Annotated in this window: 26 protein-coding genes and 1 pseudogene; 4 read left to right on the forward strand and 23 right to left on the reverse strand. The window is 39.4% G+C overall.

Annotated features, from left to right (window positions below):
* Positions 1 to 837 precede the first annotated feature (837 nt).
* Both COJ96_RS27580 and COJ96_RS27585 read left to right on the forward strand, forming a co-directional pair.
* Entirely contained in the window at positions 838 to 1,785 is a 948-nt protein-coding gene (locus COJ96_RS27580) for an L-lactate dehydrogenase (protein WP_098576828.1), read from the forward strand.
* Positions 1,786 to 1,833: 48 nt separating this feature from the next.
* Positions 1,834 to 3,075 (forward strand): MFS transporter, encoded by a 1,242-nt coding sequence (locus COJ96_RS27585; protein WP_180230282.1) that lies wholly within the window; start codon positions 1,834 to 1,836, stop codon positions 3,073 to 3,075.
* A gap of 374 nt (positions 3,076 to 3,449) precedes the next feature.
* Here COJ96_RS27585 and COJ96_RS27590 read toward each other — a convergent pair whose 3' ends face one another.
* The 21 genes and pseudogenes from COJ96_RS27590 to COJ96_RS27685 form a co-directional block, all read right to left on the reverse strand.
* Positions 3,450 to 5,090: a M20/M25/M40 family metallo-hydrolase gene (locus COJ96_RS27590; RefSeq protein ID WP_098576830.1), complete on the reverse strand. Its 1,641-nt coding sequence runs from the start codon at positions 5,088 to 5,090 to the stop codon at positions 3,450 to 3,452.
* Positions 5,091 to 5,223: 133 nt separating this feature from the next.
* On the reverse strand, positions 5,224 to 5,439 hold the full coding sequence (locus COJ96_RS27595; RefSeq protein WP_098576831.1) for a helix-turn-helix domain-containing protein: 216 nt from the start codon (positions 5,437 to 5,439) through the stop codon (positions 5,224 to 5,226).
* A 10-nt stretch (positions 5,440 to 5,449) separates the two neighbouring features.
* Positions 5,450 to 5,929 carry a DUF2975 domain-containing protein gene (locus tag COJ96_RS27600; protein WP_098576832.1) on the reverse strand — a complete coding sequence of 160 codons (480 nt, stop codon included), beginning with the start codon at positions 5,927 to 5,929 and terminating at the stop codon, positions 5,450 to 5,452.
* Between the two features lie 22 nt (positions 5,930 to 5,951).
* Positions 5,952 to 6,422 (reverse strand): DUF2975 domain-containing protein, encoded by a 471-nt coding sequence (locus tag COJ96_RS27605; RefSeq protein WP_098576833.1) that lies wholly within the window; start codon positions 6,420 to 6,422, stop codon positions 5,952 to 5,954.
* A 174-nt stretch (positions 6,423 to 6,596) separates the two neighbouring features.
* The gene (locus COJ96_RS27610) at positions 6,597 to 7,010 is read right to left on the reverse strand and encodes a RidA family protein (RefSeq protein WP_098576834.1); all 414 of its coding nucleotides are present in this window, start codon (positions 7,008 to 7,010) and stop codon (positions 6,597 to 6,599) included.
* A gap of 26 nt (positions 7,011 to 7,036) precedes the next feature.
* Positions 7,037 to 7,234 carry a copper homeostasis protein CutC gene (locus COJ96_RS29470; protein ID WP_257148656.1) on the reverse strand — a complete coding sequence of 66 codons (198 nt, stop codon included), beginning with the start codon at positions 7,232 to 7,234 and terminating at the stop codon, positions 7,037 to 7,039.
* A gap of 12 nt (positions 7,235 to 7,246) precedes the next feature.
* Positions 7,247 to 7,723: a copper homeostasis protein CutC gene (locus COJ96_RS27615; protein ID WP_257148657.1), complete on the reverse strand. Its 477-nt coding sequence runs from the start codon at positions 7,721 to 7,723 to the stop codon at positions 7,247 to 7,249.
* A 48-nt stretch (positions 7,724 to 7,771) separates the two neighbouring features.
* Positions 7,772 to 7,921: pseudogene (locus tag COJ96_RS30100) on the reverse strand (mannose-6-phosphate isomerase); the annotation flags it as partial.
* A 99-nt stretch (positions 7,922 to 8,020) separates the two neighbouring features.
* Positions 8,021 to 9,961, reverse strand: coding sequence for a PTS fructose transporter subunit IIABC (locus COJ96_RS27625; RefSeq protein ID WP_098576835.1), 1,941 nt, complete (start codon positions 9,959 to 9,961; stop codon positions 8,021 to 8,023).
* A 170-nt stretch (positions 9,962 to 10,131) separates the two neighbouring features.
* Complete coding sequence (locus COJ96_RS27630; protein WP_098576896.1) at positions 10,132 to 12,051, reverse strand: BglG family transcription antiterminator; 1,920 nt, start codon at positions 12,049 to 12,051, stop codon at positions 10,132 to 10,134.
* 166 nt (positions 12,052 to 12,217) lie between these two features.
* Complete coding sequence (locus COJ96_RS27635; protein WP_098576836.1) at positions 12,218 to 12,826, reverse strand: YARHG domain-containing protein; 609 nt, start codon at positions 12,824 to 12,826, stop codon at positions 12,218 to 12,220.
* A gap of 232 nt (positions 12,827 to 13,058) precedes the next feature.
* Positions 13,059 to 14,471 carry an MFS transporter gene (locus COJ96_RS27640; RefSeq protein WP_257148658.1) on the reverse strand — a complete coding sequence of 471 codons (1,413 nt, stop codon included), beginning with the start codon at positions 14,469 to 14,471 and terminating at the stop codon, positions 13,059 to 13,061.
* Positions 14,472 to 14,893: 422 nt separating this feature from the next.
* Complete coding sequence (locus COJ96_RS27645; RefSeq protein WP_098576837.1) at positions 14,894 to 16,141, reverse strand: TerD family protein; 1,248 nt, start codon at positions 16,139 to 16,141, stop codon at positions 14,894 to 14,896.
* A 232-nt stretch (positions 16,142 to 16,373) separates the two neighbouring features.
* Positions 16,374 to 17,204 (reverse strand): phytanoyl-CoA dioxygenase family protein, encoded by an 831-nt coding sequence (locus COJ96_RS27650; protein ID WP_098576838.1) that lies wholly within the window; start codon positions 17,202 to 17,204, stop codon positions 16,374 to 16,376.
* A 226-nt stretch (positions 17,205 to 17,430) separates the two neighbouring features.
* The gene (locus COJ96_RS27655) at positions 17,431 to 18,207 is read right to left on the reverse strand and encodes a Cof-type HAD-IIB family hydrolase (protein WP_098576839.1); all 777 of its coding nucleotides are present in this window, start codon (positions 18,205 to 18,207) and stop codon (positions 17,431 to 17,433) included.
* 17 nt (positions 18,208 to 18,224) lie between these two features.
* Positions 18,225 to 18,491 (reverse strand): HPr family phosphocarrier protein, encoded by a 267-nt coding sequence (locus COJ96_RS27660; protein ID WP_257148659.1) that lies wholly within the window; start codon positions 18,489 to 18,491, stop codon positions 18,225 to 18,227.
* Positions 18,492 to 18,587: 96 nt separating this feature from the next.
* The gene (locus tag COJ96_RS27665; RefSeq protein WP_098576841.1) at positions 18,588 to 18,911 is read right to left on the reverse strand and encodes a PTS fructose-like transporter subunit IIB; all 324 of its coding nucleotides are present in this window, start codon (positions 18,909 to 18,911) and stop codon (positions 18,588 to 18,590) included.
* Positions 18,912 to 18,965: 54 nt separating this feature from the next.
* Entirely contained in the window at positions 18,966 to 20,036 is a 1,071-nt protein-coding gene (locus tag COJ96_RS27670; protein ID WP_098576842.1) for a PTS fructose transporter subunit EIIC, read from the reverse strand.
* 29 nt (positions 20,037 to 20,065) lie between these two features.
* Entirely contained in the window at positions 20,066 to 20,536 is a 471-nt protein-coding gene (locus COJ96_RS27675) for a PTS sugar transporter subunit IIA (RefSeq protein WP_098576843.1), read from the reverse strand.
* A gap of 452 nt (positions 20,537 to 20,988) precedes the next feature.
* Entirely contained in the window at positions 20,989 to 21,831 is an 843-nt protein-coding gene (locus COJ96_RS27680; protein ID WP_098576844.1) for a sugar phosphate isomerase/epimerase family protein, read from the reverse strand.
* 23 nt (positions 21,832 to 21,854) lie between these two features.
* Positions 21,855 to 22,832 carry a carbohydrate kinase family protein gene (locus COJ96_RS27685; protein ID WP_098576845.1) on the reverse strand — a complete coding sequence of 326 codons (978 nt, stop codon included), beginning with the start codon at positions 22,830 to 22,832 and terminating at the stop codon, positions 21,855 to 21,857.
* A gap of 377 nt (positions 22,833 to 23,209) precedes the next feature.
* Between COJ96_RS27685 and COJ96_RS27695 the strand changes: the two genes are divergently transcribed.
* Positions 23,210 to 24,058, forward strand: coding sequence for an AraC family transcriptional regulator (locus COJ96_RS27695; RefSeq protein WP_098576847.1), 849 nt, complete (start codon positions 23,210 to 23,212; stop codon positions 24,056 to 24,058).
* Between the two features lie 293 nt (positions 24,059 to 24,351).
* Complete coding sequence (locus COJ96_RS28970) at positions 24,352 to 24,528, forward strand: hypothetical protein (RefSeq protein WP_180230283.1); 177 nt, start codon at positions 24,352 to 24,354, stop codon at positions 24,526 to 24,528.
* Between the two features lie 46 nt (positions 24,529 to 24,574).
* Here COJ96_RS28970 and COJ96_RS27700 read toward each other — a convergent pair whose 3' ends face one another.
* Both COJ96_RS27700 and COJ96_RS27705 read right to left on the reverse strand, forming a co-directional pair.
* Positions 24,575 to 25,141, reverse strand: coding sequence for a DUF4256 domain-containing protein (locus COJ96_RS27700; RefSeq protein WP_098576848.1), 567 nt, complete (start codon positions 25,139 to 25,141; stop codon positions 24,575 to 24,577).
* Between the two features lie 429 nt (positions 25,142 to 25,570).
* Positions 25,571 to 25,786 carry a DUF3006 domain-containing protein gene (locus tag COJ96_RS27705; protein ID WP_098576849.1) on the reverse strand — a complete coding sequence of 72 codons (216 nt, stop codon included), beginning with the start codon at positions 25,784 to 25,786 and terminating at the stop codon, positions 25,571 to 25,573.
* Position 25,787 lies beyond the last annotated feature (1 nt).

Below are 25,787 nucleotides of genomic sequence, written 5' to 3' on the forward strand. Positions count from 1 at the left end.
TTTAGTTTTCAAAGAACAATCTTGTTTGTCAGAAGCGACATTTGTTATTATATCAACTCTCTATCATTATGTCAATATAATAATTTATCTTTTTTTGAAATCACTTTTAACGAATTAACTTCCGTTACAAGCAACTTTCATATCATAACACTGTCGGTTTACTTGTGCAACAAAAAGTTTTTCTTTTTTCTCCTTCCTTCTCCTGAGACGGTTCTTATGTTTCTTTTAGCAAAATAATGTCAACCAGAATCGTTCCCATGGTCACAAAAAAGAGAGGTTTCTAATTAGATAGAAACACTCCCTATTAAAATTACGAACATGTACATTTAAATACGCAGCAAAAACTTCTGCATCTTTTGCGTTCATGATAATCATCTTTTTGCTTATCATGTTGAGTATCCTTTTCTTTTCCCTTAAACCCCCACCAAATGACGGATGGGCGGCATTCGTATTTTTCCTTACAATCCATAATCCATTTTCCTCCTACAAAAATGATTTATTTATATATAGTTTATTAAGAGCAAGAAAAATGGGTTGGACGAACACCCTGCCCGGATCCTTTTTCTAGAAAATTCACCGAGCGGTTTCTCATGTTTTTTACTGGGATTAATGAAAACACCAGAACCAGCCCATCCCATCTCCCAGAGGATGATAGCGTATTCATTCATATAATCTTTTGTTTGTAAAGGCTTTCAATTGAAGATTCATATTACTGTCACATTTATTGTGAAATTATTCACAATCTAGTGTTATACTAACCTCATCAAGTTATTAATTACCAAAAACCACTAATAGATAGTGCAAGTTAAAACCCACTAATAAAGGAGATTGATCATTATGGAAAACAGAAATAAAAAAGTAAACCGGGTTGTCTTAGTTGGAACTGGTGCAGTCGGTTGTAGTTATGCCTATTCTATGATTAATCAAGGAGTTGCGGAAGAATTAGTTCTCATTGATGTGAACGAGTCTAAATCAGAAGGCGAAGCGATGGATCTTAACCACGGAATCCCATTTGCACCATCACCTATCCATGTTTGGAGCGGTTCTTATCAAGATTGTGCACAGGCCGACTTAGTTGTAATTACCGCAGGCTTAGCACAAAAGCCTGGTGAAACACGCTTGGAGTTAGTGGAAAAGAACACGAAAATTTTTAAACAAATTGTAAAAAACATTATGGCAAGTGGATTTGACGGTATCTTCTTGGTCGCAACAAACCCTGTCGACATTTTAACCTACGTGACTTGGAAAGAGTCCGGGCTGCCGAAAGAACGTGTGATTGGTTCTGGTACCGTCCTAGATTCTGCGCGTCTCCGCTTTGCGCTTGGTCAGCATTTCAACATGGATACTAGAAATGTTCATGCTTATATCATTGGTGAACATGGAGATACAGAACTTCCCGTTTGGAGCCGTGCCGCAGTGGGTGTCGAACGACTGGAAGAGCTTCCAGCTGAAAAACTAAACAAAGAATCTTTAGAAGAAATTTTCGTGAATGTCCGTGATGCTGCTTATCACATTATTGAGCGAAAAGGTGCAACGTACTATGGAATCGGAATGTCTCTCGTTCGAATTACGAAGGCCATTTTAAATAATGAAAACTGTATCCTGACGGTTTCCTCTTATCTAGATGGACAATATGGACAAAATGATGTGTTTATCGGGGTGCCTGCAGTCATTAACCGCGGCGGAATCCGTGAAGTCCTTGAAATTGAGTTAAATGAAAAAGAAAAAGAACAATTTAGCCACTCCGTTAACGTATTAAAGGAAACGATGAAACCCGTAATCTAGGCATTGCTGCAAGCACTCCATTTTTTCAATGAAAAGATGATATCACTATTGAAAGCAGATGAAGATATGGAAACGATCAATCATACAAAAAAAGGTTATTTTATGATGGCGGTATTGTGGCTGGCTTATGTAACCTTTGCCATGAACTGGGTGGCGGGCTCTTCATTGACCCCTCAAATAACCGAAACGTTTTTCGGTGGGCCGGTGGATCCTATTATATCTCAATTAGTGAATTATTCGATTACGACCGCACGTGTATTTGCGAACATCTTAGCAGCGCTAGTGCTCATGAAATTAGGGCCAAAAAAAGCAGCAGGCACAGCAATTGGCCTGTTAATGATGGGACTTGTTGCGATTTACCTGCCTAATTACTGGGCCTATACCGCAGCCCGGATGGTCATGGCCGTAGGTGGCTCGATGGTGATTGTCTACATGAACCCCATCGTCGCCCACTATGTCAAAAATTCAAATGTAAAACTGCGCATTAATGCGGCCAATACCGTTGCTTATAATGCGGGGGCCTTTATTGTTGCCGTCTTATTTACGGTTTTTGCTAAGCAAATGGTGGCCAACTGGCGTTTAACCTTAACGTTATTTGCTTCGTTAACGATTTTGTTTTTCATCGGCTGGCTTTGGAAGGCTGAGACCTTTGAAACAAAAGATAGCGGTGGAAAATCTGAAAAATATGGGTACAGAGACGCTCTTAAGGACGGATTCCTTTGGCGCTACGGTCTAGCGTTCGCTTCCTTTTTAACGCTGTATGTATTATCGCTAGTAAGCTTTAAAGCCATATTTGATCAATATACCTTGTTAAACGGCTCGGTTACGAACCTATTAATCTCAGGTTTCGGTATACTTGGTACCTTTGCAGGGATTCGAATCGGGAATAAAGGGGTACCGCGGAAACCGATTCTCCTATTTTCAGGGATCGTCATGGCGGGAGCCTTTGCCCTGGCGCTCATTTTTGCAAATAAAGTTCCGTTACTTTCCTACACACTCATTTCGATTTCTGGATTTGCGATGTATATCCAGTACCCAATCTTTTTGAATCTGCCCCATGAATTAAAAGGGATGACGCCACAAAGATTGACAATTATGTTCGGCTTATTCTGGGCCATCGCCTATGCGGGCCAAACCATTGCGACGATCGTGTGGAGCTTTATCTTAGGCGCTTCCGGATACACGGCCGCGATGATCTTCTTTATCGCCGTGTCTAGTTTGTATATCTTCCTGGTGGCGACCTTTCCGGAAACGAGGAAGCACGATATCGTTGCGAGGAAAGCAGCGTAAGTTAATATAGTGGAACGAATTTCTTTTTACACAATTATATGGACTCAATCGGGGATCAGGTTAATCGCGGAGCTGATAAATAGACGGAAAAATTCCGCCTATTTCGGAAAATCTTGTAAAAAAGGAATAAATAGACGGAGAAATTCCGCCTATTTATTCGAAAATCATGAAAATGGGAGACTTTGCTTTGCTTAACCGGAAAATTTCCGCTTATTTGCCTCAAAACGAGCTCCATTCAGCATTTAACCGGAAAATCTCCGCTTATTATACTTTTGCTGATTGCTCAAATAAGAAGATATTATAAAAAAATTGCTCAGAGTATCAAAACTCTGAGCATCTCCATTTCCTTTTCCCTGATGCAGATCTGCTAGATTTTAATCCTTTTCCCCATCTAATAATAGATTCACTGTAATCGAAAGCATATCTCTTAACGCTCCGAAAGCATGGTCGACATCTAGTCGTTCGGTCCATTTGTGTGCATCTCTTCCAACCGGACCTAGGTTAAGGACAGGTATATTGAGATTCTCTAATACATCTAAAGGAATATGATATCCCTTCCCCCACAATGGCATGTTAGCGGTGAGGTCTTTTAGACTTGACGCAGTTTTCTCTAGACTGACATAACTTAAATCCGATAACCCCGCAAAATAATTTTGGTTTTTCAGCTCGATATCATACGTATTTTTGGCATACCCAATGATATGATCCACGACACGACTGATACGCGGGTGGTTTCGAGAGTTTACCGACGGATAATAGGGCGGAGCAAAGAAAAGGACAATCATGGGTGATAACTCTTTACAAAGGATCGAAAGCTCATCAACCAGGTGAATGGTCAGGTCGCGATCATCCTTCGACCCTCTACTTCTCATGACATTTGTTTGAATAGCATCTACTTTTTCTTTTCCATAGGTTTCGATCGCATAATGTAATAATTCATCAAATTGATAAACCTTTACGGACATTTCCTTTGGTGTAGAATTTTCTAATGACGAAAAATGGGCTGCTCTTTTTTCGTACCCCTGTTCGATCCTGCGGGCGACTTTTTCAGCACTTTTCGTTAGGTGTTCCACTACTTCATTCATCGAACGTTCCATAATAAATAGATTGAACATGGTAATCGCTCGATGAGGGATTTGCACATTGTATTCTTTTTTTAAGTCTTTCTGGATTAGATTGGTTGGCGGGGGAGTGACCTCACCTTCAACCACTTCACAAAATTCTGTGTTCAACTCTAACTCATTCGTTAGCAGTGAGGCCATAAAATTCGCATTTAATCCTGAAAAAGGCTCACCCACATGTGTTTCCTTCCCGTAGCAGAGAAACCCAGGCAGGATCTTACCAATGGAACCGGAATAAATGTATTGATTCTCATCTCCTGGATAGCGAGCAAACATAGGCTCCGAGTTCAAACACGCGTTGTATTCAAGATGATGCTGCTTCGCCATTTCCATAAGAACCGGTGCCGCATTACGCATTCCTACAGAATTCACTTCTTCATCACAAACCGTTAAGAGCAGCAAATTCCCATCAAAGGATCCGGAACAGGCCTCTTCGATAAGGGACATATGCAGAGTTAACCCACACTTCATATCCATCGTTCCCCTGCCGAATAACCAATTTCCATTTTCTAAGTCCTTTTGAACCTCTTTAGGCATATGATTCTTATTCCCATAAAATAACTCTGTTAATTTTTTCGGCTGAAAAGCATATTCCTGCCAATCCCCATAATCCTCTACTCCCACCACATCAAAATGACTAACAAGAATCACCGTTCTTTTTTCAGCAATTCCTTTTTTAACAAGAGCCGTAACAAATTTACGATCGTCTTCGGTTGTATGAAGAGTTAAAAACTCTTTATTCGTTTGAAAGTAAGGAAGCTCACGAAGCTTTTTTTCAACAAATTCTGCCACTTCGATTTCGCCAATACTATGTGTCACACTTGGAATCTCCACCAGCTCACAGAGTGAGTCCAATAATTGGTCTTTGGTTTGCCACTTACTTTCCTTTACCATCTTTCTTTTGTCATCCCCTTTTAATACTGATATCAAGATGTTCTTTAATCTTTACCTTTATTATAAACCGAATCGTTGTTATGGTTTGAATCCCAACACCGCTCCCGTTAACTAAATTTGTTGTCTGTTTTTATTAAGTGTCTTCCTCGCTTTTATACTCCAGAATATCACCTGGCTGGCAATCTAAAGACTTACATATCGCTTCTAATGTTGAAAAACGAACCGCTTTTGCTTTCCCATTTTTCAGAATGGAAAGATTCGCCATAGTAATTCCAACTCTCTCCGAAAGCTCTGTTACGCTCATTTTTCGTTTTGCTAACATCACATCAATATTAATAATAATGGCCATCTTCTCCACCTCAAACCGTTAAATCATTTTCTGATTTTATGTTAATCGCTTCTTGTAAAAGCCGTTGGAGGATAGCAGCAAAGACGGCAATAACCAACGAAGCAAAAATGATGATGAGTGCGATAAATCCAATCGGAGGGTCCACTTTCCTCGCTATCAAACGAAAGAGCGGCAAACCTACTACATACAAACCACTGATTGTAAATGCACACCCCTTTATGTTCTTTAACGCCTTTACAGATAATTCCGAGAACGCTGTGTTCCTCTCAATGTTCCGCAAAAGATTGAACGCCTGATAGAGAGCAAAGTAAAAAGGCAGGGCGGCTCCGTACATCAAGATGAAAACGAGATATTTCATCGGAGCAATATTTGGATACAATTTTGCAGCGAAATCCGCTAGATGGGGCACTAAAAATATACATAAAGCAAGAACTAGTAGTCCGATAATAAAAACAGCTATTTTTAAAAATAATGTTGTGACTTTTCTCAAAGTACACACCTCACAATTTATTTCACTTTTTCAGAAAATCTTTAATTGGTTTTTCAAGAACACTGACAAAAGCTGCAACGGTACTTGTCACTAAAATACCCATTAGGCTTAGTGATATAGGACCTGCTGCATCGTCACCTGTAACTTTAGCAAGCACCATCAAGCTTACGATCCCTAACACAAGGAAGAAAATGACTGCAAAAGTACATTTCTTTATAACCATCAAAGATTTAAGGGATAACTCAGAGAAAGCATTGTTCCTTTCGATATAGGTTAATAGTTTAAATACTTGATACAACACAATCGCAAACGTAATACAGAATCCGTAGGCACATATTAAAAAGGGAATTAGGAAGGAAGCCGTATCTGGATGTACCCTTGCATCTCTAACGGCGATCACAGGCAGCCAATAGATACACAATGCAAGCACTGTAATTCCAGCCAGAAAAATAATGACCTTTAAAAAAGTGGTCGAACCTCGGCTAACATTCATCTGAAACACCTCACTTATTTCATGACAACATGATTTTAGCACACGATTTATCGTATTACAATAAACTAATATTGTCTTTTATTATATTATTATTGTTAGTTAAATATCCCTTTGATTTCTGACAAAAATAAAAAGCATCGGAATTTACCAATGCCTTTTTTGTGAAATATGATATTACTCCTTTATTGGATTGACGGCTGCTACTGCCTCCAGCTCCACTAATTGGTTTCTATAACCTAACACTGTAACTCCGGTTAAAGTGCTTGGGACATCGTGGTCGCCAAACTCAAGACGAATTGCTTCCCAAACGGCACCCAAATCAGCTTGCTGGTTTGATGCAACTAGGACTCTCGTATAGACTACATCTTCCAATGTAGCCTCGCTTTCCTTTAAAGCCACCTTCAAATTCTCAACACAAAGTTTCGCCTGGGCTACATAATCATTTATATCTGGTACGATCCCCTCTTTATTGAGAGGGCATGCCCCTGCTAAAAATAGCAACTCCATCCCAGCAGGTACTCGACTTGCATAAGCATAATCCACCTGTGCAAGATTACTAGAACGTATTAACGATATTTTCTTGTTCATAAGTATTCCTCCCAATTATGAGGGACTCATCCCTTTTTCTTCAAAAGATGAACAATTTCAGTGGCTTTTTCTAACGAAACACGTTGAAGCACACTATTTTCTTTGCGAACAGCTGATCCGAAATGATAGAAACCGGTACCCACTTTTTCATGAACTTCTAGGATATTTTCCTTTGTCAGCCCGCTTCCGATGAGGATATCCGTCTTCTTACACCGATCCTTCATCTGCAAGAGCAGCTAAAGCCGGGTGGGCCAGTCTCCATATCCGCCCGATGTTAAAATCGTCTTGATTTCCTTATATTGATCCAATGTTTCGGCTGCATCGAGTGGATTCCTAGAACTATCGATGGCGCGATGGAAGGTTACCTCCATATCACCTGTTTCCATTAAAAGTTCTTCCAGCTGATCGTATGCGATATTTCCTTCTTCATCCAGCATTCCCAATACGACCCCGTTTGCCCCAAGCGAGCGAATGATGCGAATATCATTTTTCATGATCGCGAGGTCGTCTCTCGAATAGCAAAACGACTGACTATGCGGTCTAACCATAACATTGACCGGAATATGAACACTCGAAACTGCTTTTTCAATCAACCCATAACTCGGCGTTAATCCACCTTCTGTTAAACCCGAAACAAGCTCAATTCGGTCTGCTCCCGATTTTTCAATTAATACGGCATCCTCAGCCGTGACAGCAATCAATTCAAGTAGCACGACATTTCCCCCTGGTTTACTTTTGGTTATCCTCTGGTCTCCCTTGTTCTAAGCATGTGATACGATTAGTTCAAGTTCACCATTTAATTCAAATTCTCCCAAACCGACTGGAATAATGCAATGTGTTCCTTTTGTCAACGGATACTTCTCACCATTGTGGACTAGCATTCCATCACCCTTGATCACACTTAAAAGTAAATAGTGATGATCGTGTCATCGATCTCCATGGTCTATTCATGTACTTTTATATGGAAAAGAGAGCAATGGCTGCTCTCTTCTTTTTGGTTTCTTTCTATGTTAATGGATTGTCTCAAGCAATTTGAACGCTCCTTCTTTAGAAGTGACCTGTAACAGTCGCTCTCTAAAGCTGTCATCCATTAGTTTGCGTGATAGCATTTGTAAGATCTTCAGATGCGCATCTCCTGCTGCTTTTTCCGGTACGGCAATCATAAAGATTAGTTTTGCGTCTGTACCGTCTAAACTCTTCCAGTCTACACCTTCACGTTTAATTCCAAAGGCAACAGCTGGCCGTTTAACCGCACTTGATTTTCCATGCGGAATGGCAATATTCATACCCAAACCAGTAGAAGATTCACCTTCACGGTTCAGGATTGCTTGTTTAAATTCTGCCTTCGAGCTTAAAACACCAGTAGCATCAAATTTTGTAATCAATTCATCGATAACACCGTCACGAGTCGTTCCGTCTAAATCCACTTCGATTAAGTCCAAATTGGTAATATCGGTCAATTTCTCGATTTCAGCCTTTTCGGATTCTGCCATTACACTATTTCCTACTAGAGGCGCATCAGTTCGAGCGCCGCCATCACCAACAACGGCCGCCGCTGCCTCCACATCTTTCTTCAATGCCGTAACCATGATCGCTGTTATAACTACCCCAACAATAACGGCAATAAAGAACATAACGACATGGTCGACAGCACCTAACACGGCAACAATCGGGCCGCCGTGGGCCACTTTGTTACCCACACCTGAAAGCATGGCAATGACCGATCCAGCCATAGAACCGACAACGATACTTGGAATAACACGCAGCGGATCTTGTGCTGCGAATGGTATCGCACCTTCCGTAATACCGAATAAACCCATTGTGAAGGACGCTTTTCCTGCATCTCTTTCCGTTGGACCAAATTTGCGTTTGTTCAAGAATGTAGCTAGTCCAAGTCCAATTGGAGGAATACAGATTGCTACGGCAATCGGCCCCATAATTTCATAGTTTCCTTCTGCTATCATAGCTGAACCGAATAAGAACGCTACCTTGTTGAATGGTCCACCCATATCAACGGCAATCATCGCTCCAAGAATCATCGCTAATACAATCGAACTTCCGCCTTGCATACTAGCCAACCAGCTTGTTAATGATTCAAAGATTTGTGCAACCGGAGCACCGATAACGAAAATGAATAATAAACCTACAATAACAGATGAAAGAATTGGGATAAAAATAATCGGCATAACAGGTTGAACTGCTTTTGGCACCTTCAATTTCTTAATTCCAAGGGCTATATAACCTGCCAAGAAACCGGCAATAATTCCTCCGATAAATCCGGCACCTGCTTCACTTCCATAAAAACTGCCATTAGCTGCAATATATCCGCCGATCATCCCCGGCACTAATCCCGGGCGGTCAGCTATACTTACTGCAATAAAACCAGCCAAGATTGGCACCATGAACATGAATGCTGTTCCGCCAAGTTTTTCAACTTGTTTCCAAATAGAATCGTCTGGAATGACAATTCCTCCAGGTGTTTGTTGCCCGCCAAGAGTCAAGGCAATCGCAATTAATAATCCCCCAACAACAATAAATGGAACCATGTACGATACACCATTCATCAAATGCTTATAAATGGGATTCTTTTTACCTTTACTATTCGATGATCCACTAGCAGATGCTAATTCTGGTTTATAAACAGGAACATCTCCGTTCTGAATCTGCTTAATGAGTTTTTCCGGGTTCTGAATTCCATCTTTAACACCGGTAACAATGACTTTTTTTCCAGCAAAGCGGTCCTTTGGGACCTCTTTGTCAGCAGCAATAATAATTCCATCGGCTTCCGCAATTTCCTGTTCCGTTAACGCATTTTCAACCCCAATGGACCCTTGTGTTTCCACTTTAACATCTATGCCTAACGCTTTGCCCGCTTTTTGTAAGTTTTCAGCAGCCATATACGTATGAGCAATACCAACGGGACAAGCTGTTACAGCTAGAATTTTCCCCATCATGCTTTCCTCCTAATGAAAAAATATAAGTAATCGCTTACTTATATAATAAGTCCTCTTTGTCTAGTAAATTTTATTTATTTTTACCAGAAGTTGCGGTAAAAATCATTTTATTAAAATAAAAAGCACCGAAAAAAAAGAGTGGATCTCTGGATCTACTCTTCTCTGCCCTACTTATTTATGATCCGTAGAAAATCCTGATAATTCTCTGCGACTGTTAACTCATGAACAACCAATGGTGACTCACTAAGGGAAGCTATTTTTCCGATGACCGCGCGAACGTCTCGATGATTTTCTTTTGAAATCGCCAGCAGGAATACTAGTGAAACCCGTTCATCGCCCCACTCAATTGGCTCTTTCATGATTGCTGCGGCTATGGCAGATCTTTGAACCACCGACGGATTTCCATGCGGAATGGCCACTCCTCCGCCAATCGCAGTGGCAGATTTCCTTTCCCGATTCACAGCACTATGGATAAACTCTTTCCTAACATAGCCTTTGTTTACGAGAGTAGTGGCAAGCATTTCGACCACTTCATAACGGTGTCCCTTATCTAATTGAAAAAACACAAGGTCTTCCGTCAATAATTGAGAAAAAGCATTTTGTTCGAGAAGGTCAGGCTTATTCTGCTTTACCTTCTTAACAAATTGACTTAATTTTTTCTTATCCTCTTGTCCAAACAGCGGTGAAATAACGAGGTACTCCATATTGATTTCAAGAGGAACAGTAGAAATAATAAAATCAACTGGATGCTGCCTTATATAATCTGTTACTTCTGCTTTGCCGATACAGGCTACTATATCAATGTCCATATATTGCTGTTCAATTTTTGCCTCTAGCAAATGAGACATGCCAATTCCCATATGACAGACGATAAGTGCCTTCTTCTTTAGGTCTCTCTTCCCCTCCATCCGTTCAATCGAGGCTTGAAAATGAAGAACGATATAGGCGGCCTCATCTTCAGGGATTTCTAAATGGAAAGTACTTTTAATTTCTTCGAGCGTCAAAATAACCATATTAAACATATAAGGATACATTTTCTTAATATTAGATAACAGCGGATTAAAGATTGGAAAACCGTACTTCATTCGATTGATGACGGAGAGCATATGGACAGCAAGGCCATTTTGTAAAACCGAATCGGCCTCAAAATCAAATAGGGTCAGTTTCCCCATTTTTTCAATAAACACAGGGAGTACCTCTGCAACCTCTTCATCGTATTCCATAACCTGTTCGGATCCCTCATCTACTCGCTTGCTGCTAATCAGGTGCCAGGTAAAATAGATCCGCTCTTCTTCAGGAAACGTGAGCCGAAATACGGACTCCAGCTGATTAAAAAACCAAATGGCATACTGATATTCCTTTCGACCAAGTGCCGATTTCTTTTCAGACTCTTGGACAAATACGGAAGACCTTTGCCGGGTCCGTTTGGTCATGATCAAAGCATGAACCAGCAGGCTCTCTAACGCCTCCTCTGTAAAAGTGATCGAAAACTTGTCCCGCAAATCCTCCAGCGCTTTCCTCACGGTGGTAATTTCATAAGGCAAAAATAGATCCAACACAAAATTTTTCCCGTTTGAAAGAGAGGGAATTAGCTCGGATAAGTGAGCCAACGCGCTCCGTTTTTGCAGCTCTGTTCCTTCAATCACACTTCCAAGCCGTGGTTTAGTGATCAGTTCAAGATGAAATACGTGAAGCCAGTTCGTAATTTCTTCCATATCCTTTTTAATAGCCGCTTTGGGCACGTAGTAAGAATCGGAAAAATACTGTAAGGTTATCGCCTTATGACTAGTTAAGAGCTGATAGGTGATTTCAATCAGCCGCTCTTCATTTGATTTCGGTTCACTAGAAAGTAGACTTCGCAAAATAGCAGACCGTTCTCCCTCGCCAATTCCAATCATTACTCCAAAACCGGGCCTGCGGATCAGTTTCGCGCCGGAATAATCAAGAAAAAACTCCTCGATCCGGTCTAAATCATTCCGTACTGTTTTCTCCGCACAATCAAGCTCCTCCGACAAATCCCTTATATTCAAGGCCCCTTCTTCATTCGTCAGCAATATTCTTAGTAATTCCTTTTGTCGATTATTCATTCCTGCACCTGCTCCAATTAACGATATAGTAAGTGTATCTTTCTTTTGACTTCTATTCAATTGGAACAAGGTACAGTAGGACCCGAATTTAAAATTAATGGTTTCAGTTGCTTTTTCTAGCGAAGCACTTTGAAGCAATAAAACATTTTCACCAACTGTACTCCACCTAAAGACTTTCCTCTCTCTCCTTGAGGAAGTTTACATTTTCTTTTTCTACTTCATTTAAAGAGCCATCAAAGTCAGGTTCTTGCTGGTACCATGACTTACTCGAAAAATAGGTTTGCAAATCCTCGGATTGAAAGACATACCCATGACGAGCGTAGATCTCATTTCTCGCGATTCGCAGCTGCCCTTTAGTAAGATTAGCAACGTCCGCCTCACTCATCACTTTCTTATCACTAGCAGGCAAAATATATTCCGAAGAGGAAGGATTGGAACTTTCCTGTTCGGTTTCATGACTAACTTGATCTTTCTTTTCAACCTCCTTATCTTTTAGTTGTTCATGATCAACTGCTTTTGTTACCGCTGCATTCGATTTAAGTTCAGGCTTAGAGAAATCTTTTACGATTAGGGTAACGCTGATAGCAAGCATCAATCCTATAAGCGATCCGACTCCAACTAATAATCTCGTTTTGGAACGATTTTTCTTTATTTCAATGCGAGTTTCTAAGGTTGAGGGCATGTTCTTTTGATCTACTGCAACCTTCGAACCGCAGTTTGGACAGAACTTACTAGATGGATTTAATTCTTCACCACAATTTGTGCATACATCCATTGAAACACTCCCCTTCTATTGAATATTCCTTACTAAAAGACATCCTATATTCAATACTTGCAATCATACATATTATAAGGGGGAATTATTTCAAACAGATTATTCTGATATGACATCAGTATTTCAATTCAACTTATGAAAGCGGGATATTTCAGCAAAGAAAAAAACCAATCTCCGCGGGCAAGCTGCATCGATTGGTTTAAGGATTATTTTTATTCACCTGTATTCATGATCATACACTAAGTTTTGAATGATTTTTTGAAAGAAATTCTGTTTCTGTATCACTATCTAAGTTCTTATTTGTTGGATCCCATTTGATTAGAGACACGGCAATTAAGCCAATGACCGGAGCAATTAAGACAACAAGCAGTGTCTTTTCTAATCCTGCAAGGGCCAATACCATTGGAAAAACGAAGGCCCCAATAATACTGCCAACCCTTAACATTGCTTGTCCCCATCCGGAACCAAGTCCCCTTAACTCTGTCGGGTATGATAATGTAGCCATGGTCATACATTGAGCCCCAGGTCCAAAGGCATGGCCAAAAATAAAGCTGCCTATAAGGATGGCCACAAAGATGGCCGGTAATGATTTTCCTAATAAACCTACAGTTAAAAGGGCAACACAAACGATTGAATATCCAATGATCGCTAGTTTACGAATACCAACTTTTCCAGTCAAATAGGATTGGAAAAGGCCGCCGAGGATTCCACAACAGTTAAATACAACGGTTCCGATAATCCCGTAGATTGTTCCTTTGCCAAAAATCAGCATCGAAATGGTAGGAAGATAAAACATAACAGCAAAATATTCCATGCTTTCGGTAGCGGCTAGAATCGATGCGGAAAGAGTTCTCATCCGGTATTTCTTTGAAAATAAAGTAGATAACGCTACTTTATCGTCCTTTTTAGTTACCTTTTCTTTCAACTCTTGAACAACTACTTCAATATTATAAGTTCTTTCTACAATTTTTGCTGCTTCCTTTAAAGGAAGGTGTTTGGCAGCCCAAATCGGACTTTCATCCATAAATTTAAAGCGAAGAAACAGTACAATTAAGGCAAGCACCCCTCCAAAGCCAACTGCATACCGCCAAAGATTCTCATCAATTCCTAAAAAAAAGATCGGCAATAATAGCAATCCCGCAAAAGCAGTGGCGATATACCAGACCGGACTCCAAAGATTTACTAGTTGCCCCCGTCTCTTCGTATTTGTTATTTCTGCAATAAAGCTTAAGGCAATAGGGACATCAAGTCCAATGCCGACGCCTAAAAGAAAACGGAAAAATACAAGAACTTCTAAATTGGGGGCGAGCGCTGCCCCAAAGGCCGCAACCACAAGTAAAAGAATATCGACCAAAAACATCTTATTCCGGCCCAGTTTATCTGTTACCATCCCTCCAAATAGTGCGCCCAACAAAGCCCCAACCGCCATGACGGAGGTAAGCGAACCCAGCTGGGCAGGAGATAGATTGAAATCCTCCGTCAGTTGATTAACCCCAATTCCAATACTCGTCAGATCATACGCATCGAGAACAATTCCTCCCAATGCAACGAAAACAATTAACATCCCTTTTTGACTAATAGGATTGGTACTGACAAAATCAATAATGTCTTGCTTCGAATGAATGACTAACCTTTTGTTTTCCAATTGAGCTCCCCCTTATGATGTTTTTTTATGTACTGGAATAGGATACTGTACATTCTCCAATGTTGAGGGTCTTCTAGGGAAGAGGGGTTTCTTCCAATCATCTAATCTTATTTAAGATTTGTAGTACGACTTGTCTGCTGCCAAGGCATCAAAGAAACCCCACGCCCTCTTTTGGAAAAGATAAAGCATAGTATTCCAATATGTTTGAATAGGCTTCATAATAGAACTGAATAGTCAGAAAGTCAATAATTTTTCAACAAGACACAGTTGGGTCATCGAGCATTAAACATGGTAAAAAGGGAATAAAATCAAAGCTGAACCAAAANNTTTTGGTTCAGCTTTGATTTCACATTCCTTTAGACCTATAAAAAAACCTATCAATCTTCGACAAATATCGAGGAGTGACAGGCACGGAATTTAAGTTACTTGTAATCATTTATTGGTCCTTGATCCATCATTACTTCGACCATATTTGCAGACCCCATCCTAAGTTTGGGCCTATGCTCTGAGTTCGGTTTACTATATAGCTCCAATGGGCTAATTATCACTCCATCTGGTGTATTATGAAGTATTCCAGGCACACAGGAATAAATTCTATCATTATTATTTGCATTCTTGGCGGTTATGGTAACTGAGGTTCCATTATGATTATCTATACTCATGGACACCTTGTATCTGTAGAATGAGCCTGTCCCATTTGATTGAGCAGAATAAACTACTGGAACAACTGCGAGTATATCATTATTTAATCTTAATTTAATTACTTCTGTCTTAGTCGAATGGCTGCTCCTCCCAACATCCCCCATATGTTCCACTGCTCCGTTGCCAAAACTCCTAAGGGGGGGTGTTCCTTTCGCCCCAAACATAGCTACATCTATCTGCTTACCATTCTTTATATAGACTAAGGCATAGATATCATAATCTGTCCCGGTTTTCCAAGATACCGTGGCGGTAATTTCTGGTGTTTTTTCAATGATAACTGGCCTTTGGCCTTTGTCGAGACTTATCTTCCCCGTTACCTTTTCGAGGCTTATCGATGACAATACGTTTTGTCTATTTTTATTTTCAGAAACAGTTAGTGTCTTATCAGGTTCTATTGGGGTTTGACTTTGAATAGTTTTAAGATCAGATTGCTTGTTTTGCTCTTCAGATTCAACCTCAACACCGTAATTTTCACATAACCCCTCAAGCCCAGAATTAAATCCGCGCCAAATTGATTTTACCTTTGTCTGACCGTTCCTTAGATATAATTCTAATACTACGATTCCATTTTCAGTTGTGAAACTAGATGGAGTTAACTGGATAATCGTTTGATCGGTCCATATCTCGGCCTTCAAATTCCGTACATTTGAAAATCCCATGCTATTATCCTCTGTAAGAGTTATAGCTATTTTAGAAATACCTTCAGGGACTTTACTCATATCAAAATTAATTTTTTGTACTTTAGTATTACCTACTAGCTCGGCTGGTAATAGGGTTGCTACTCCAGAATTGTTCTTTGGTTGATTATAAAAAATAATCCCGCTATCTCCTTGTACCTTGCCAGATTCAGTTAAAAGGAAAGCTGTTAAGGAAATATCTATCGAATTAGAAATTTCGTAGCTAACAGTAACAATACCTTTCGGGGAATTTAAAACTGTATTTGCTCCCATCTGAAGAAATTGATTCATAATACCACTCCTCTCATCCCTTACTCACTGCAAGATCTTCTTATTACTGATCCCAATCGTGCAAAATTATATACCCCTACTCTAAAGAAATAATAATACCAATATTCGACAAAAAATTTAAAAATCCTGTTTGTCAATAAACTAATACAACTCATCTATGCCGCAGACAACAAATACAGTAAAAAAAACAAANNTTTGTTTTTTTTACTGTATTGATATCTTACTATTTCTTTTAAAATGCGCCTTCGACATCTAGTAGATATCTTGCTGCAGGTGAAATCCGATCATAGGTTTCTTTTGTAATGTATTGGCGTTGATCTTGTTGTTGCTTAAATTCTCTGGCAACGTAATATGGATGTAATACCCTTCTGGATTCTCCAGTTAGATTGTTTGTACCGCCATGCCATAAATGACTATTCATCACTGCTACGGTTCCTGCTTTACCAGTTACCAATACTTGCTCCGGATGATCTGCCATACGATCTTTGAGATAGAATTGAGGAGCTTTTTTCAAATGAGTGCCTGGCACCACTCTTGTCGCACCATTATCTTCTTTGAAATCATCCAGCATCCATAATGAAATGGCTACATTGAACGGATCATCTGGATTTCTGTAATCTCCATCCTTCTCCATTACACCTTCTTCAAAGAAGGAGTCATTCCAGTCTTCATGTAATGCTTGTAAACCATGGCCTTTCACCGCATCTCGTCCATTCATAGCTGATACTTTAAAATCTCTCTTAATAATATGATAGATAGAAGCTAAAACTTTCGGATGTGTGTAACAACCATCAAAAACTTCGCCCTTATTCATCAAGTTGGATAATCGGCGTGTACCTGCCTCTTGATGAACTTCTGTCCCAGCTTCAGCTCCTTCGATTTCAACTAGATCGTTGTACTTTTCTTGTAATTCTTTTAACCATTTCTCATCAATTAAATTTTCAAAGACCACAAAGCCTTTTTCATCTAGATCCTTTTTTTCTTGTTCAGTAAGAGTGTTCTCATTTACTCCAAATACAGAAAGCGCTTCCTTAAAAGAATTAATTTTCTCTTGAACATTCATTCTAATTTCCTCCTCATGATATTGGTTATTGTTTTCTTACTTATCTGATTATTATGATACCGCTAAAGGGTCTTTGATTAAATGCAGTTTCTTGTTATTAAACTATTGGATGTTGTTATTATTAAAAACTTAGCAATAGTGCACTCTCCTTTCTACAAAAAAAAGAGATGAACCTAGGAAACCGCCACAAGACAATTCCTTGATTCATCCCGATTTTTCTTTAAACCTAAACGAGAATCCCCAATTCCTTTAACCCATTAAATATTCCATCCTCATAACAAGAAGTGGTAATGAGATCAGCTGCAGCCTTTGCTTCTGGAACGGCATTCCCCATCGCAATGCCTATTCCGACGGAAGTCAGCATTTCCAGGTCATTTAACCCATCTCCGAATGCATAACAGTTTTCATTTGATATGCCAATTACATCAAGCATTTTACCAATGCCGATTGCTTTCGAACAGCCCTTCGGTAGGATATCAATCGCATGCTCATGCCACCTGATAAAACTACACTCAGGAAAACGCTGAATATACGTCTCTTCCTCTTGAGGTTGACAGAAAAGATGCCCTTGAAACACTGAGGTTTGTTTATAAAATTCACGACTCACAGGAGGATAATTTATTTTTAAAGAGTTATAACTCGATAATACTAATGGATGATTTTCTTCGTTGACTGTAATATGATGATCGTGACAGTAGGCAATCGCATGACCATTGCTTTCTACCATACTAGTTAAATCATTCAGTAATGAAAGATCCATTGGATTCGAATAGATCTCTTTCCCCTCAAAAACAACATACTGGCCATTGATAGAAACATACGAATCGATATGGAGCTCCTCGAGAATCCATTCAAACATTTGTGGCGATCGTCCAGTAGCAATGGCCGTATAAATTCCCTTTTCCTGAAGCATACGAACTGCCTTTTTAGTAGATTCCGGCAGGACCTTTTCTTCAGTCAAAAGTGTTCCATCTATATCAAAAAAGACAATTTTCTCATTCAAATGACGCTCCCTCCCCTCTATTCTCCAAAGTTACTATTAAATAACTCTTCAATCTTAGATACTGTCTCTTCTTCATCTGGACCATCAATTTTAATCATCACCTGTGCCCCTTTTTGTGCACCAACGCTCATAAGTCCAAGAATACTTTTGGCGTTAAATTCCTTCTGGTCTTTGACCAATATCACTGCAGATTTGCTTTGGCTCGCCATTTGTACCAGCAAGCTGGCCGGCCGTGCATGAAGCCCTTGTTCATTGGTTATTGTATATTGCCTTTCAATCATCATAAATTCCTCCTCAAGTTTAATTGTTTAATAAAAAATTCAAACAAAAAAGGAAACAAGGATAATTGAAAACCTTATTTCCCCTTTCTATCATTTCCTTTATTTTTGTACACGTTGGGCAATGACTTCTTCAGCCTTGGCAACAATAATGTCTGCTTTACGAACCACATCACCAACACCCACGTTAATTATTGGCTTTCCAGCAAAGCGCTCCTTGTTTTTGATCGCCATATCCTTCGTCAAGATTATAATATCAGCATCTACCACTTCTTCAGCGCGAATCGTATTTTCTATACCAATAGATCCCTGGGTCTCCACTTTAATCGAGTGCCCTCTTTTTTTAGCTGCCTTTGATAATGCCTCCGCTGCCATATACGTATGAGCTACCCCTGAAGGACATGCTGTAACACCAAGAATTTTCATATTATTTTCCCCCTCAAATGATGTAATGAATATTTTTTGATAGCCGAACTGCTTTTACATTTCGATTTCCATTACTAGGAAATCATCATCTTCAGTTTCTTCCTTCTCCACTTTTTCAACCACTTGTTTTTTCAAAGCGTTAACCATAAGAGCAGTCGTCAGCACACCTGCCAAGGTCGCAATGACATAGCCAATGATATTGTCAACAACAGGCAAGACGATCCAGCCCCCCCATGGAGCATGGTTTCCTACACCGAGAAGCATCGCTATAACAGCACCAACCGCTGAGCCTGTCATTAAGGAAGGTATCACTCGGATCGGGTCGATCGCTGCAAACGGAATCGCACCTTCCGTAATTCCAATCGTTCCCATTAATAAGGCAGCCCTGCCGTTTTCACGTTCTTCAAACGTATACTTCTTAGGTGCCAAAAGGGTTGCCAAACCCATGCCGACAGGAGGAACCATAATTGCCACACCGACTGCTCCCATCACATTATAAACACCTGAACCCACAAGACCTACAGCAAATGTGAAAGCTACTTTATTAATAGGGCCTCCCATATCAAATGCGATCATTAATCCAAGAATGATCCCTAAAATAATTTTACTGCCGCCACTCATCGCAGTCAGCCAGTCAGTGAATAGGGTCATAACAGTGGCAATTGGTGAACCGATCACGAATAACATAAGTCCGCCAACAATTAAGGTCCCAATAATCGGAATGATAAAAATTGGCATGACAGATCGAACCGTCCGTGGAACAGGGATCTTCTTCAGATAGAAAACGACAATACCGGCAACCAGACCAGCAATCAGCCCTCCAAGAAATCCTGCACCAACTTGACTAGCAATTAATCCGCCAATCGCTCCCGGGGCAATTCCTGGACGGTCAGCCATGGAAAAAGCGATAAATCCCGCTAAAATCGGAATCAACAGGGTAAAGCCAGCAGCCCCAATTTTGAAGATTCCGCCGAGGAAATAGGATTCCGGTGCAGCAGGCTGTCCAGAAAGTAATACGGAGAGAGCCAATAGAATCCCGCCTGCCACAACAAAAGGAATCATATAGGAAACACCGCTCATCAAATGCTCCCGGGTGCGTTTCATTAAATCAACAAATTCACTCATCAAAATCCCCCTCCTGCCTAACTCTATTTTTATGATTCAAGAACTTTCGGTTGAGTTACCTCATTCAATAAAGCAGCAATCTCCTCACCGGTTTTCGCTGCTAATAATTGCTCACGAAATTCATCATTGATTAAAGCTCTGGACAACAGCGCCAAAATCCTTAAATGTTCATTGGAGGCCTTCTCCTCTGGAACAGCAAGTAGAAAAACAGAATGGACAGGCTCTCCATCAAATGATTCCCAATCGATTCCTAATTCCGAACGGCCATAGACGATTGCCGTCTCTTTCACTTCCGCCGATTTCCCATGTGGTATCGCCACATTAAATCCTACCGCCGTATTTCCAATTTCCTCTCTTTGAAATACATCTTGTAGGAATCCATCCTTTGAAAATAAGTAACCTCCCTGTTCCAAACGCTGCGTTAACTCAATAATTGCCTCTTTACGTTCTCTAGCCTTTAGATTTAATTCTATCAATTCTGTTCTTACCAACTGTGTCATAAAAACCTCCGGATAATATTTTTATTTATAAGTCCATTAGATCCCAAATCAGATTCGTTAAAAGGAGCTATCTAAAAACTCAGAACTAGTGCCAAAAGAAAAACGCTTACATTTATTTGTGCTATGAAAATATCACCTCTAATCTCTTTTTCAGTACATCCTTGTTAAATTAACATTGGCTATTTTTCTAACTTATTGATAATTATCATAACTTTTAAAGATTGCGAATTAAATGCATTTTATTGCTATTAACCTATTAGATATTGTTATATTAACAACATGAAGATAGTGAAAACTAATTAAACAACCTACTCTTCATCATAAGATTCATTAGCTTTATCCCTGCAATCCCAACATTCACATCTATTTCTCTCCGGTTTTGACAACTCCGTTCCGCAAGTAATACAAAGATCCATTTACAAAAACCTCCTTAATGTAAAAAGTTTAATCCACTAGATTAACTCATATTTCCCCATCAACTCTCTAAAGAATTGCTTTCCTTGGGTAACCAGCACTTCACTGTTTGGAGCTAGCTGTCTCCAAACATAATCTCCTTTAATATCTACAACGCATTCAATCGAGGCATACCCTTCATATTGAATCTCCTTCAACCCTTTAAAAAGATCATCCCAGTTTACTTGTCCTGTACCGGCAATCCCTAGGTCACTTTCATTTAAATGCAAATGAAAGAGGTTATTACCCGCTCGTTTGATCGTCTCATATAGATTTTTTTCTTCTATATTCATATGGAAGGTATCGAGGTGAATTTTCAGATTTGATTCTCCAACCATATCTTTCAATTGCAGTGCTTGCTCACAAGTATTAATGAGACAAGTTTCAAACCTATTGATTGGCTCAATTCCGATGGTAATGCCAAACTGCCCCGCATACCGGGCGACTTCACGTAAGCCCTCTGTGGAATATTTCAATATATCATTTTCATAAAAGATGTTGGTGCGGTTAAACTGTTTCGAATAAATAATCCCTGAGAAAAATGTAGCTCCCAATTCACCAGTGGCTTCAATACATCTTTTCAAATAATTGATTCCATTTTTTCTTACTTTCTCATCACTACTGGTGATATCCACCGTATCATCCACTAAAATGGTGGAAGTACAAACTTCTAAGTCTACGTTTTTCAGTGTGCCTTTTAGAGTTGGCACATCTAACTCATGAAGATTCATCAGCGGAATTTCAATAAAATCAAATCCCAATTCTTTTACATGATTAATAACTTTCATAGGATCCTCATCCCATTGGCGACGCCATGCATTCGCTTGTACACCCAATTTCATGCTTATTCCCCCTTCACTCTTTTTTATTGCAGCTGAAGAAATTTATTGATACTCTCTTCTGATGGTAAAGCGGTCATCGCCCCTCTTGCTGTAGTTGTAATCGCTCCACAAACGTTAGCGAACTTCAGAATATGATTCAATGTTTCCCCATCTCTTAAAAATTCATCTATATTCTCTTTTTGGGTAGTAAGCAATGCCAGTTGATACAATAAGCCTCCAACAAAGGCATCTCCAGCGCCAGTCGTATCAATGGTTTTAACGACAGGAGCAGAAAGATCATTCGAAATCGAACGCGTATAATAACTGCAACCCTGACTGCCTTTCGTCACAACAATCAGTGAGATTCCCAGATTTAGTAGTTTCTCGACAGATTTTGGTTCATTGTCCTCTTTAAATAAGAAAGATAATTCTTCCTCACTTATTTTTAAAAAATCCACAGAAGGTAACAACGGTAAAATCGTGGCTCGTATGTCTTCATCATTTGTCCAGAACGGAAAACGGATATTTGGATCAAAACTTATGAACGCTCCCTTCTGTTTCGCGACTTCCATTCCTTTTTCGGTTGCTTGACGGCTGACAGGGTACGATAAAGAATTGGAGCAGAAATGAAAGATCTCATCCCCTGTGAACCATGAGTCATCCACTTCCTCTGCTGAAAAGATCATATCTGCTGAAGGGGATCCGTAAAACTGGAAGTCCCGTTCCCCAGTTTCATTTAGAGAGACGAAAGCCAGCGCGGTTTTGGCTTCTTTTGTAAATAGAAGATAGTCGGTATTTACCTGATAATCTTTTAAACAATCATTCAAAAAATGTCCAAAACTATCATCCCCGACTTTACCTGCAAAATAACTATTTCCTCCTAGTTTGGCAACAGCCACGGCCACATTAGCAGGTGCACCCCCAGGATTCTTTTTGAACATATCAACCTTTGTTAAACTGAACCCATTCTCAGTTGGAATAAAATCTATTAATGCTTCCCCTAAGGAGATGATTTTCTTCATTTACTTTCACCACTTTCTTTTTTATGTCAGATATTTCAAATGATCTCTCTTGGTAATCGAATGAAAGGGATGAGAAATTTTCACTTCTCCCTGCTTATGACAAATCACACACTTACATTTGAAATCTTTCACTTTGGCCACATGCGGAGTCCGAAATATTTTAAGCACATCTACAACATGCTGCTGGCAAACAACTAGCAAAGCCCTTACCTCCTGTCGTTTTTTTCAATCCAACAATAACCATGCCAAGAGAAATACTAAACTATATATTTTTGTTATTTTCAAAATAATTATATAATATAAACATAGTTAAAATATGAGTTATCCTGTCATGAAACTATTGAATCTTGTTATTTATATAAAGGAGATGACTTTAAATGGAACGACATGTCATTAAAAGTAATTCAGCTCCAATCATTCACTACGCTGGAATAAAGCATGTAAAAAAAGGGGAAAGTTTTTTTAAACCGATGCACAATCATCCCGACTGTGTTGAAATATTACTTATACTTGAGGGTGAAGGGACCTACAATATAGATGGCACGAATTATAAAGTGGAACCTCAATCGATCGTCATCTACAACCAAGGAGTATGGCATGAAGAGAGAGGAGAAATGGACAAGCCACATAAAATGCTTTATGTAGCTTTTTCAAACGTAGGTATTGAGGGACTTCCTGAAGGATATCTAATCAATAATAATGTTTCACCTATTATACCAATTGAGAACTTTATCATAGTTGAGGAATTATTTAATGAATTGGTCAAAGAGGTGGAATCAAAAGATTTCGAATCCTACTGGGTGGCTAGAAATTTAGCAGGTGCACTTCTGGGCTTAATCTTAAGAAATATTTATAAAAGAAAAGCCAATAATAGAAAGCATAACTCTCACAAAATTATAGTAGAGGCGAAGCACTATATTCAGGAAAATTACCATCAAAACATTACATTGAAAGAACTCGCGAAAATTTCCTATATTAGCTCCTATTACTTATCTCATATTTTTAAAGAGCTAACTGGGCAAACACCCTTTCAATACCTAATGCAATACAGAATTGAGGTGGCTAAGCACCTTTTATTAAGCTCAAACTCAACTATAAACGAAATTACCTTCCAAGTGGGATACCAAAGCGAAACACACTTTCAAAATCTCTTTAAGAAAATAGTAGGAACTCCCCCGGGTAAATATCGCGAACTCCACAGGGAACGCCATGAACGCCAGTATTAAATAACTTGAAGAACGGAAACTCCTAATTTCGTTACAAGTAGTTCCATTTCGGATTTTTCCAATTATTATCCAGCAAATGTCGAAAGTTTTGTAAAATACGTCATAAGTGTCCTGAATGATGTCATAAATCTCTTAAAATATATTATAAGCGCCTGAATTTATGTCATAAATCTAAATAGTTTGTCCTGTTACCAATTAGAATGCCTCCAGAACCTAGTATAAAAAACAGAAATAGTGTCAAATCTATTAGAAAAACAAAAAAAGTTTGCTAGAGGAGTTGGAGTATCGGGGACATGAACAACCTAACAAATATGTATAATGAACTTACCTTGATTAAGTCGTTGGAATTAGAGAAATGCAACCTTGAACTGAATAACAATCATAACGAAACGATCAGAAAAGCATTGATGGTATATAGAACCGAACTGCTGGAATGTCTAGAAATGTACAATCATTATTTAGATAAATAAACATCCCCAGGCTAATCAAGCCTGGGGATGTTTTTATTTGCAAAGTTTAAACTCTTAGCGCGGCGCGGAAACCCCTGGCAGCATAGTAGGAATCTGCTCCATTGTGGTACACAAAGACAGTGTCGTAGCGGCGATCACAAAAGATGGCCCCGCCAAGTTTTCTTATATTAGCAGGTGTTTGCACCCAGCTTGACGATTTCAAATCGAAATTTCCTAGGGTCTGAAGCTCCCGGTATTGCTCTTCCGTTAAAAGTTCAACACCCATGGCGGCGGCCAAATCAATCACGGAATTTGCTGGTTTATGTTGTTTCCTTGACTCCAGGGCTGCACGGTCGTAACAAAGACTTCTGCGGCCTTTAGGGCTTTCCACTGAACAATCATAAAAAATGAATTCGCCCGTCTTTTGGTCATGGCCAACCACATCCGGTTCACCGCCAGTTTCCTCCATTTCATGGAGCGACCACAGTTTTTCAGGATTCACTTCAAGCCTGGCTTGCACCTCAGCCCATTCAATACCTTCATGTCTGTTCATGTTTTTCTCAAAGCGGGCTTTCAACGTTTTTAGTAGTGCCTCAGTTTGTTCTAGTGACAACTCCATATTCGTCTTTATCATATTCGTTTCCCCCTTGTTTTTTTACTCATAAATGTTTAAGGACTATCGTCCCATATTAACATCTTAGATAAAAAAATACACTGACTACCTATTCGATAGTTTCTTAGTAAATTCCTTTGTTAATCATTGATTTTCATGGAGGTATGAGAATTCATAAGCGGAGAATTTCCGACTAATGTATATAGAGGAAGCTTATGAAGCCGATATAAGCGGAGATATTCCGCTTAACTGCTCGAAAAAAGTCAAAATCCAAAGATTTGGATCATATAGACGGAAAAACTTCCCTTATTTTTAAGGAAATATGGGTATTTCCCAATTTAAACGGAATTTTTCCGTTTATTTTTCATACACACTGAAATCAACATTCAGCAATAACAGTGCAACGTAAAAACAAGAAGCCCTTCTCTTAATAGAAAAGGACTTCACCATTTAATCTTCCCACACATCATCCATAAGTTCTTCAATCTCTTGCCTTAGTTTATCCGTTTCGTCCTTTAAAACTTTCACTTTTTCTCCGTTAATTTCAACAACATCCCCTACCGTCGCACTCTTAGGGAAAATGGATTTAGGAAAATCTTTAGTCTTCCCATCGATTTCTACCACTGCAAATTTGCCTTCAAAACGGTCAATGATCCCTTTAACCATG

This window comes from Bacillus sp. AFS073361 (genome assembly GCF_002567005.1).
In the GTDB taxonomy this organism is placed as follows: Bacteria; Bacillota; Bacilli; order Bacillales; family Cytobacillaceae; genus Neobacillus.

What these genes read in the sequence shown, in the direction of transcription:
- COJ96_RS27675 (WP_098576843.1), bottom strand. Translation starts at nt 20,536, where the DNA reads ATGACACAGTTGGTAAGAACAGAATTGATAGAATTAAATCTAAAGGCT.
- COJ96_RS27695 (WP_098576847.1), top strand. Translation starts at nt 23,210, where the DNA reads ATGGAACGACATGTCATTAAAAGTAATTCAGCTCCAATCATTCACTAC.
- COJ96_RS27595 (WP_098576831.1), bottom strand. Translation starts at nt 5,439, where the DNA reads ATGGCCATTATTATTAATATTGATGTGATGTTAGCAAAACGAAAAATG.
- COJ96_RS27685 (WP_098576845.1), bottom strand. Translation starts at nt 22,832, where the DNA reads ATGAAGAAAATCATCTCCTTAGGGGAAGCATTAATAGATTTTATTCCA.
- COJ96_RS27580 (WP_098576828.1), top strand. Translation starts at nt 838, where the DNA reads ATGGAAAACAGAAATAAAAAAGTAAACCGGGTTGTCTTAGTTGGAACT.
- COJ96_RS27705 (WP_098576849.1), bottom strand. Translation starts at nt 25,786, where the DNA reads ATGGTTAAAGGGATCATTGACCGTTTTGAAGGCAAATTTGCAGTGGTA.
- COJ96_RS27610 (WP_098576834.1), bottom strand. Translation starts at nt 7,010, where the DNA reads ATGAACAAGAAAATATCGTTAATACGTTCTAGTAATCTTGCACAGGTG.
- COJ96_RS27590 (WP_098576830.1), bottom strand. Translation starts at nt 5,090, where the DNA reads ATGGTAAAGGAAAGTAAGTGGCAAACCAAAGACCAATTATTGGACTCA.
- COJ96_RS27670 (WP_098576842.1), bottom strand. Translation starts at nt 20,036, where the DNA reads ATGAGTGAATTTGTTGATTTAATGAAACGCACCCGGGAGCATTTGATG.
- COJ96_RS27700 (WP_098576848.1), bottom strand. Translation starts at nt 25,141, where the DNA reads ATGATAAAGACGAATATGGAGTTGTCACTAGAACAAACTGAGGCACTA.
- COJ96_RS27630 (WP_098576896.1), bottom strand. Translation starts at nt 12,051, where the DNA reads ATGAATAATCGACAAAAGGAATTACTAAGAATATTGCTGACGAATGAA.
- COJ96_RS27665 (WP_098576841.1), bottom strand. Translation starts at nt 18,911, where the DNA reads ATGAAAATTCTTGGTGTTACAGCATGTCCTTCAGGGGTAGCTCATACG.
- COJ96_RS29470 (WP_257148656.1), bottom strand. Translation starts at nt 7,234, where the DNA reads ATGAAGGATCGGTGTAAGAAGACGGATATCCTCATCGGAAGCGGGCTG.
- COJ96_RS27635 (WP_098576836.1), bottom strand. Translation starts at nt 12,826, where the DNA reads ATGGATGTATGCACAAATTGTGGTGAAGAATTAAATCCATCTAGTAAG.
- COJ96_RS27660 (WP_257148659.1), bottom strand. Translation starts at nt 18,491, where the DNA reads ATGATGATTGAAAGGCAATATACAATAACCAATGAACAAGGGCTTCAT.
- COJ96_RS27645 (WP_098576837.1), bottom strand. Translation starts at nt 16,141, where the DNA reads ATGAATCAATTTCTTCAGATGGGAGCAAATACAGTTTTAAATTCCCCG.
- COJ96_RS28970 (WP_180230283.1), top strand. Translation starts at nt 24,352, where the DNA reads ATGAACAACCTAACAAATATGTATAATGAACTTACCTTGATTAAGTCG.
- COJ96_RS27605 (WP_098576833.1), bottom strand. Translation starts at nt 6,422, where the DNA reads ATGAATGTTAGCCGAGGTTCGACCACTTTTTTAAAGGTCATTATTTTT.
- COJ96_RS27680 (WP_098576844.1), bottom strand. Translation starts at nt 21,831, where the DNA reads ATGAAATTGGGTGTACAAGCGAATGCATGGCGTCGCCAATGGGATGAG.
- COJ96_RS27650 (WP_098576838.1), bottom strand. Translation starts at nt 17,204, where the DNA reads ATGAATGTTCAAGAGAAAATTAATTCTTTTAAGGAAGCGCTTTCTGTA.
- COJ96_RS27625 (WP_098576835.1), bottom strand. Translation starts at nt 9,961, where the DNA reads ATGGGGAAAATTCTAGCTGTAACAGCTTGTCCCGTTGGTATTGCTCAT.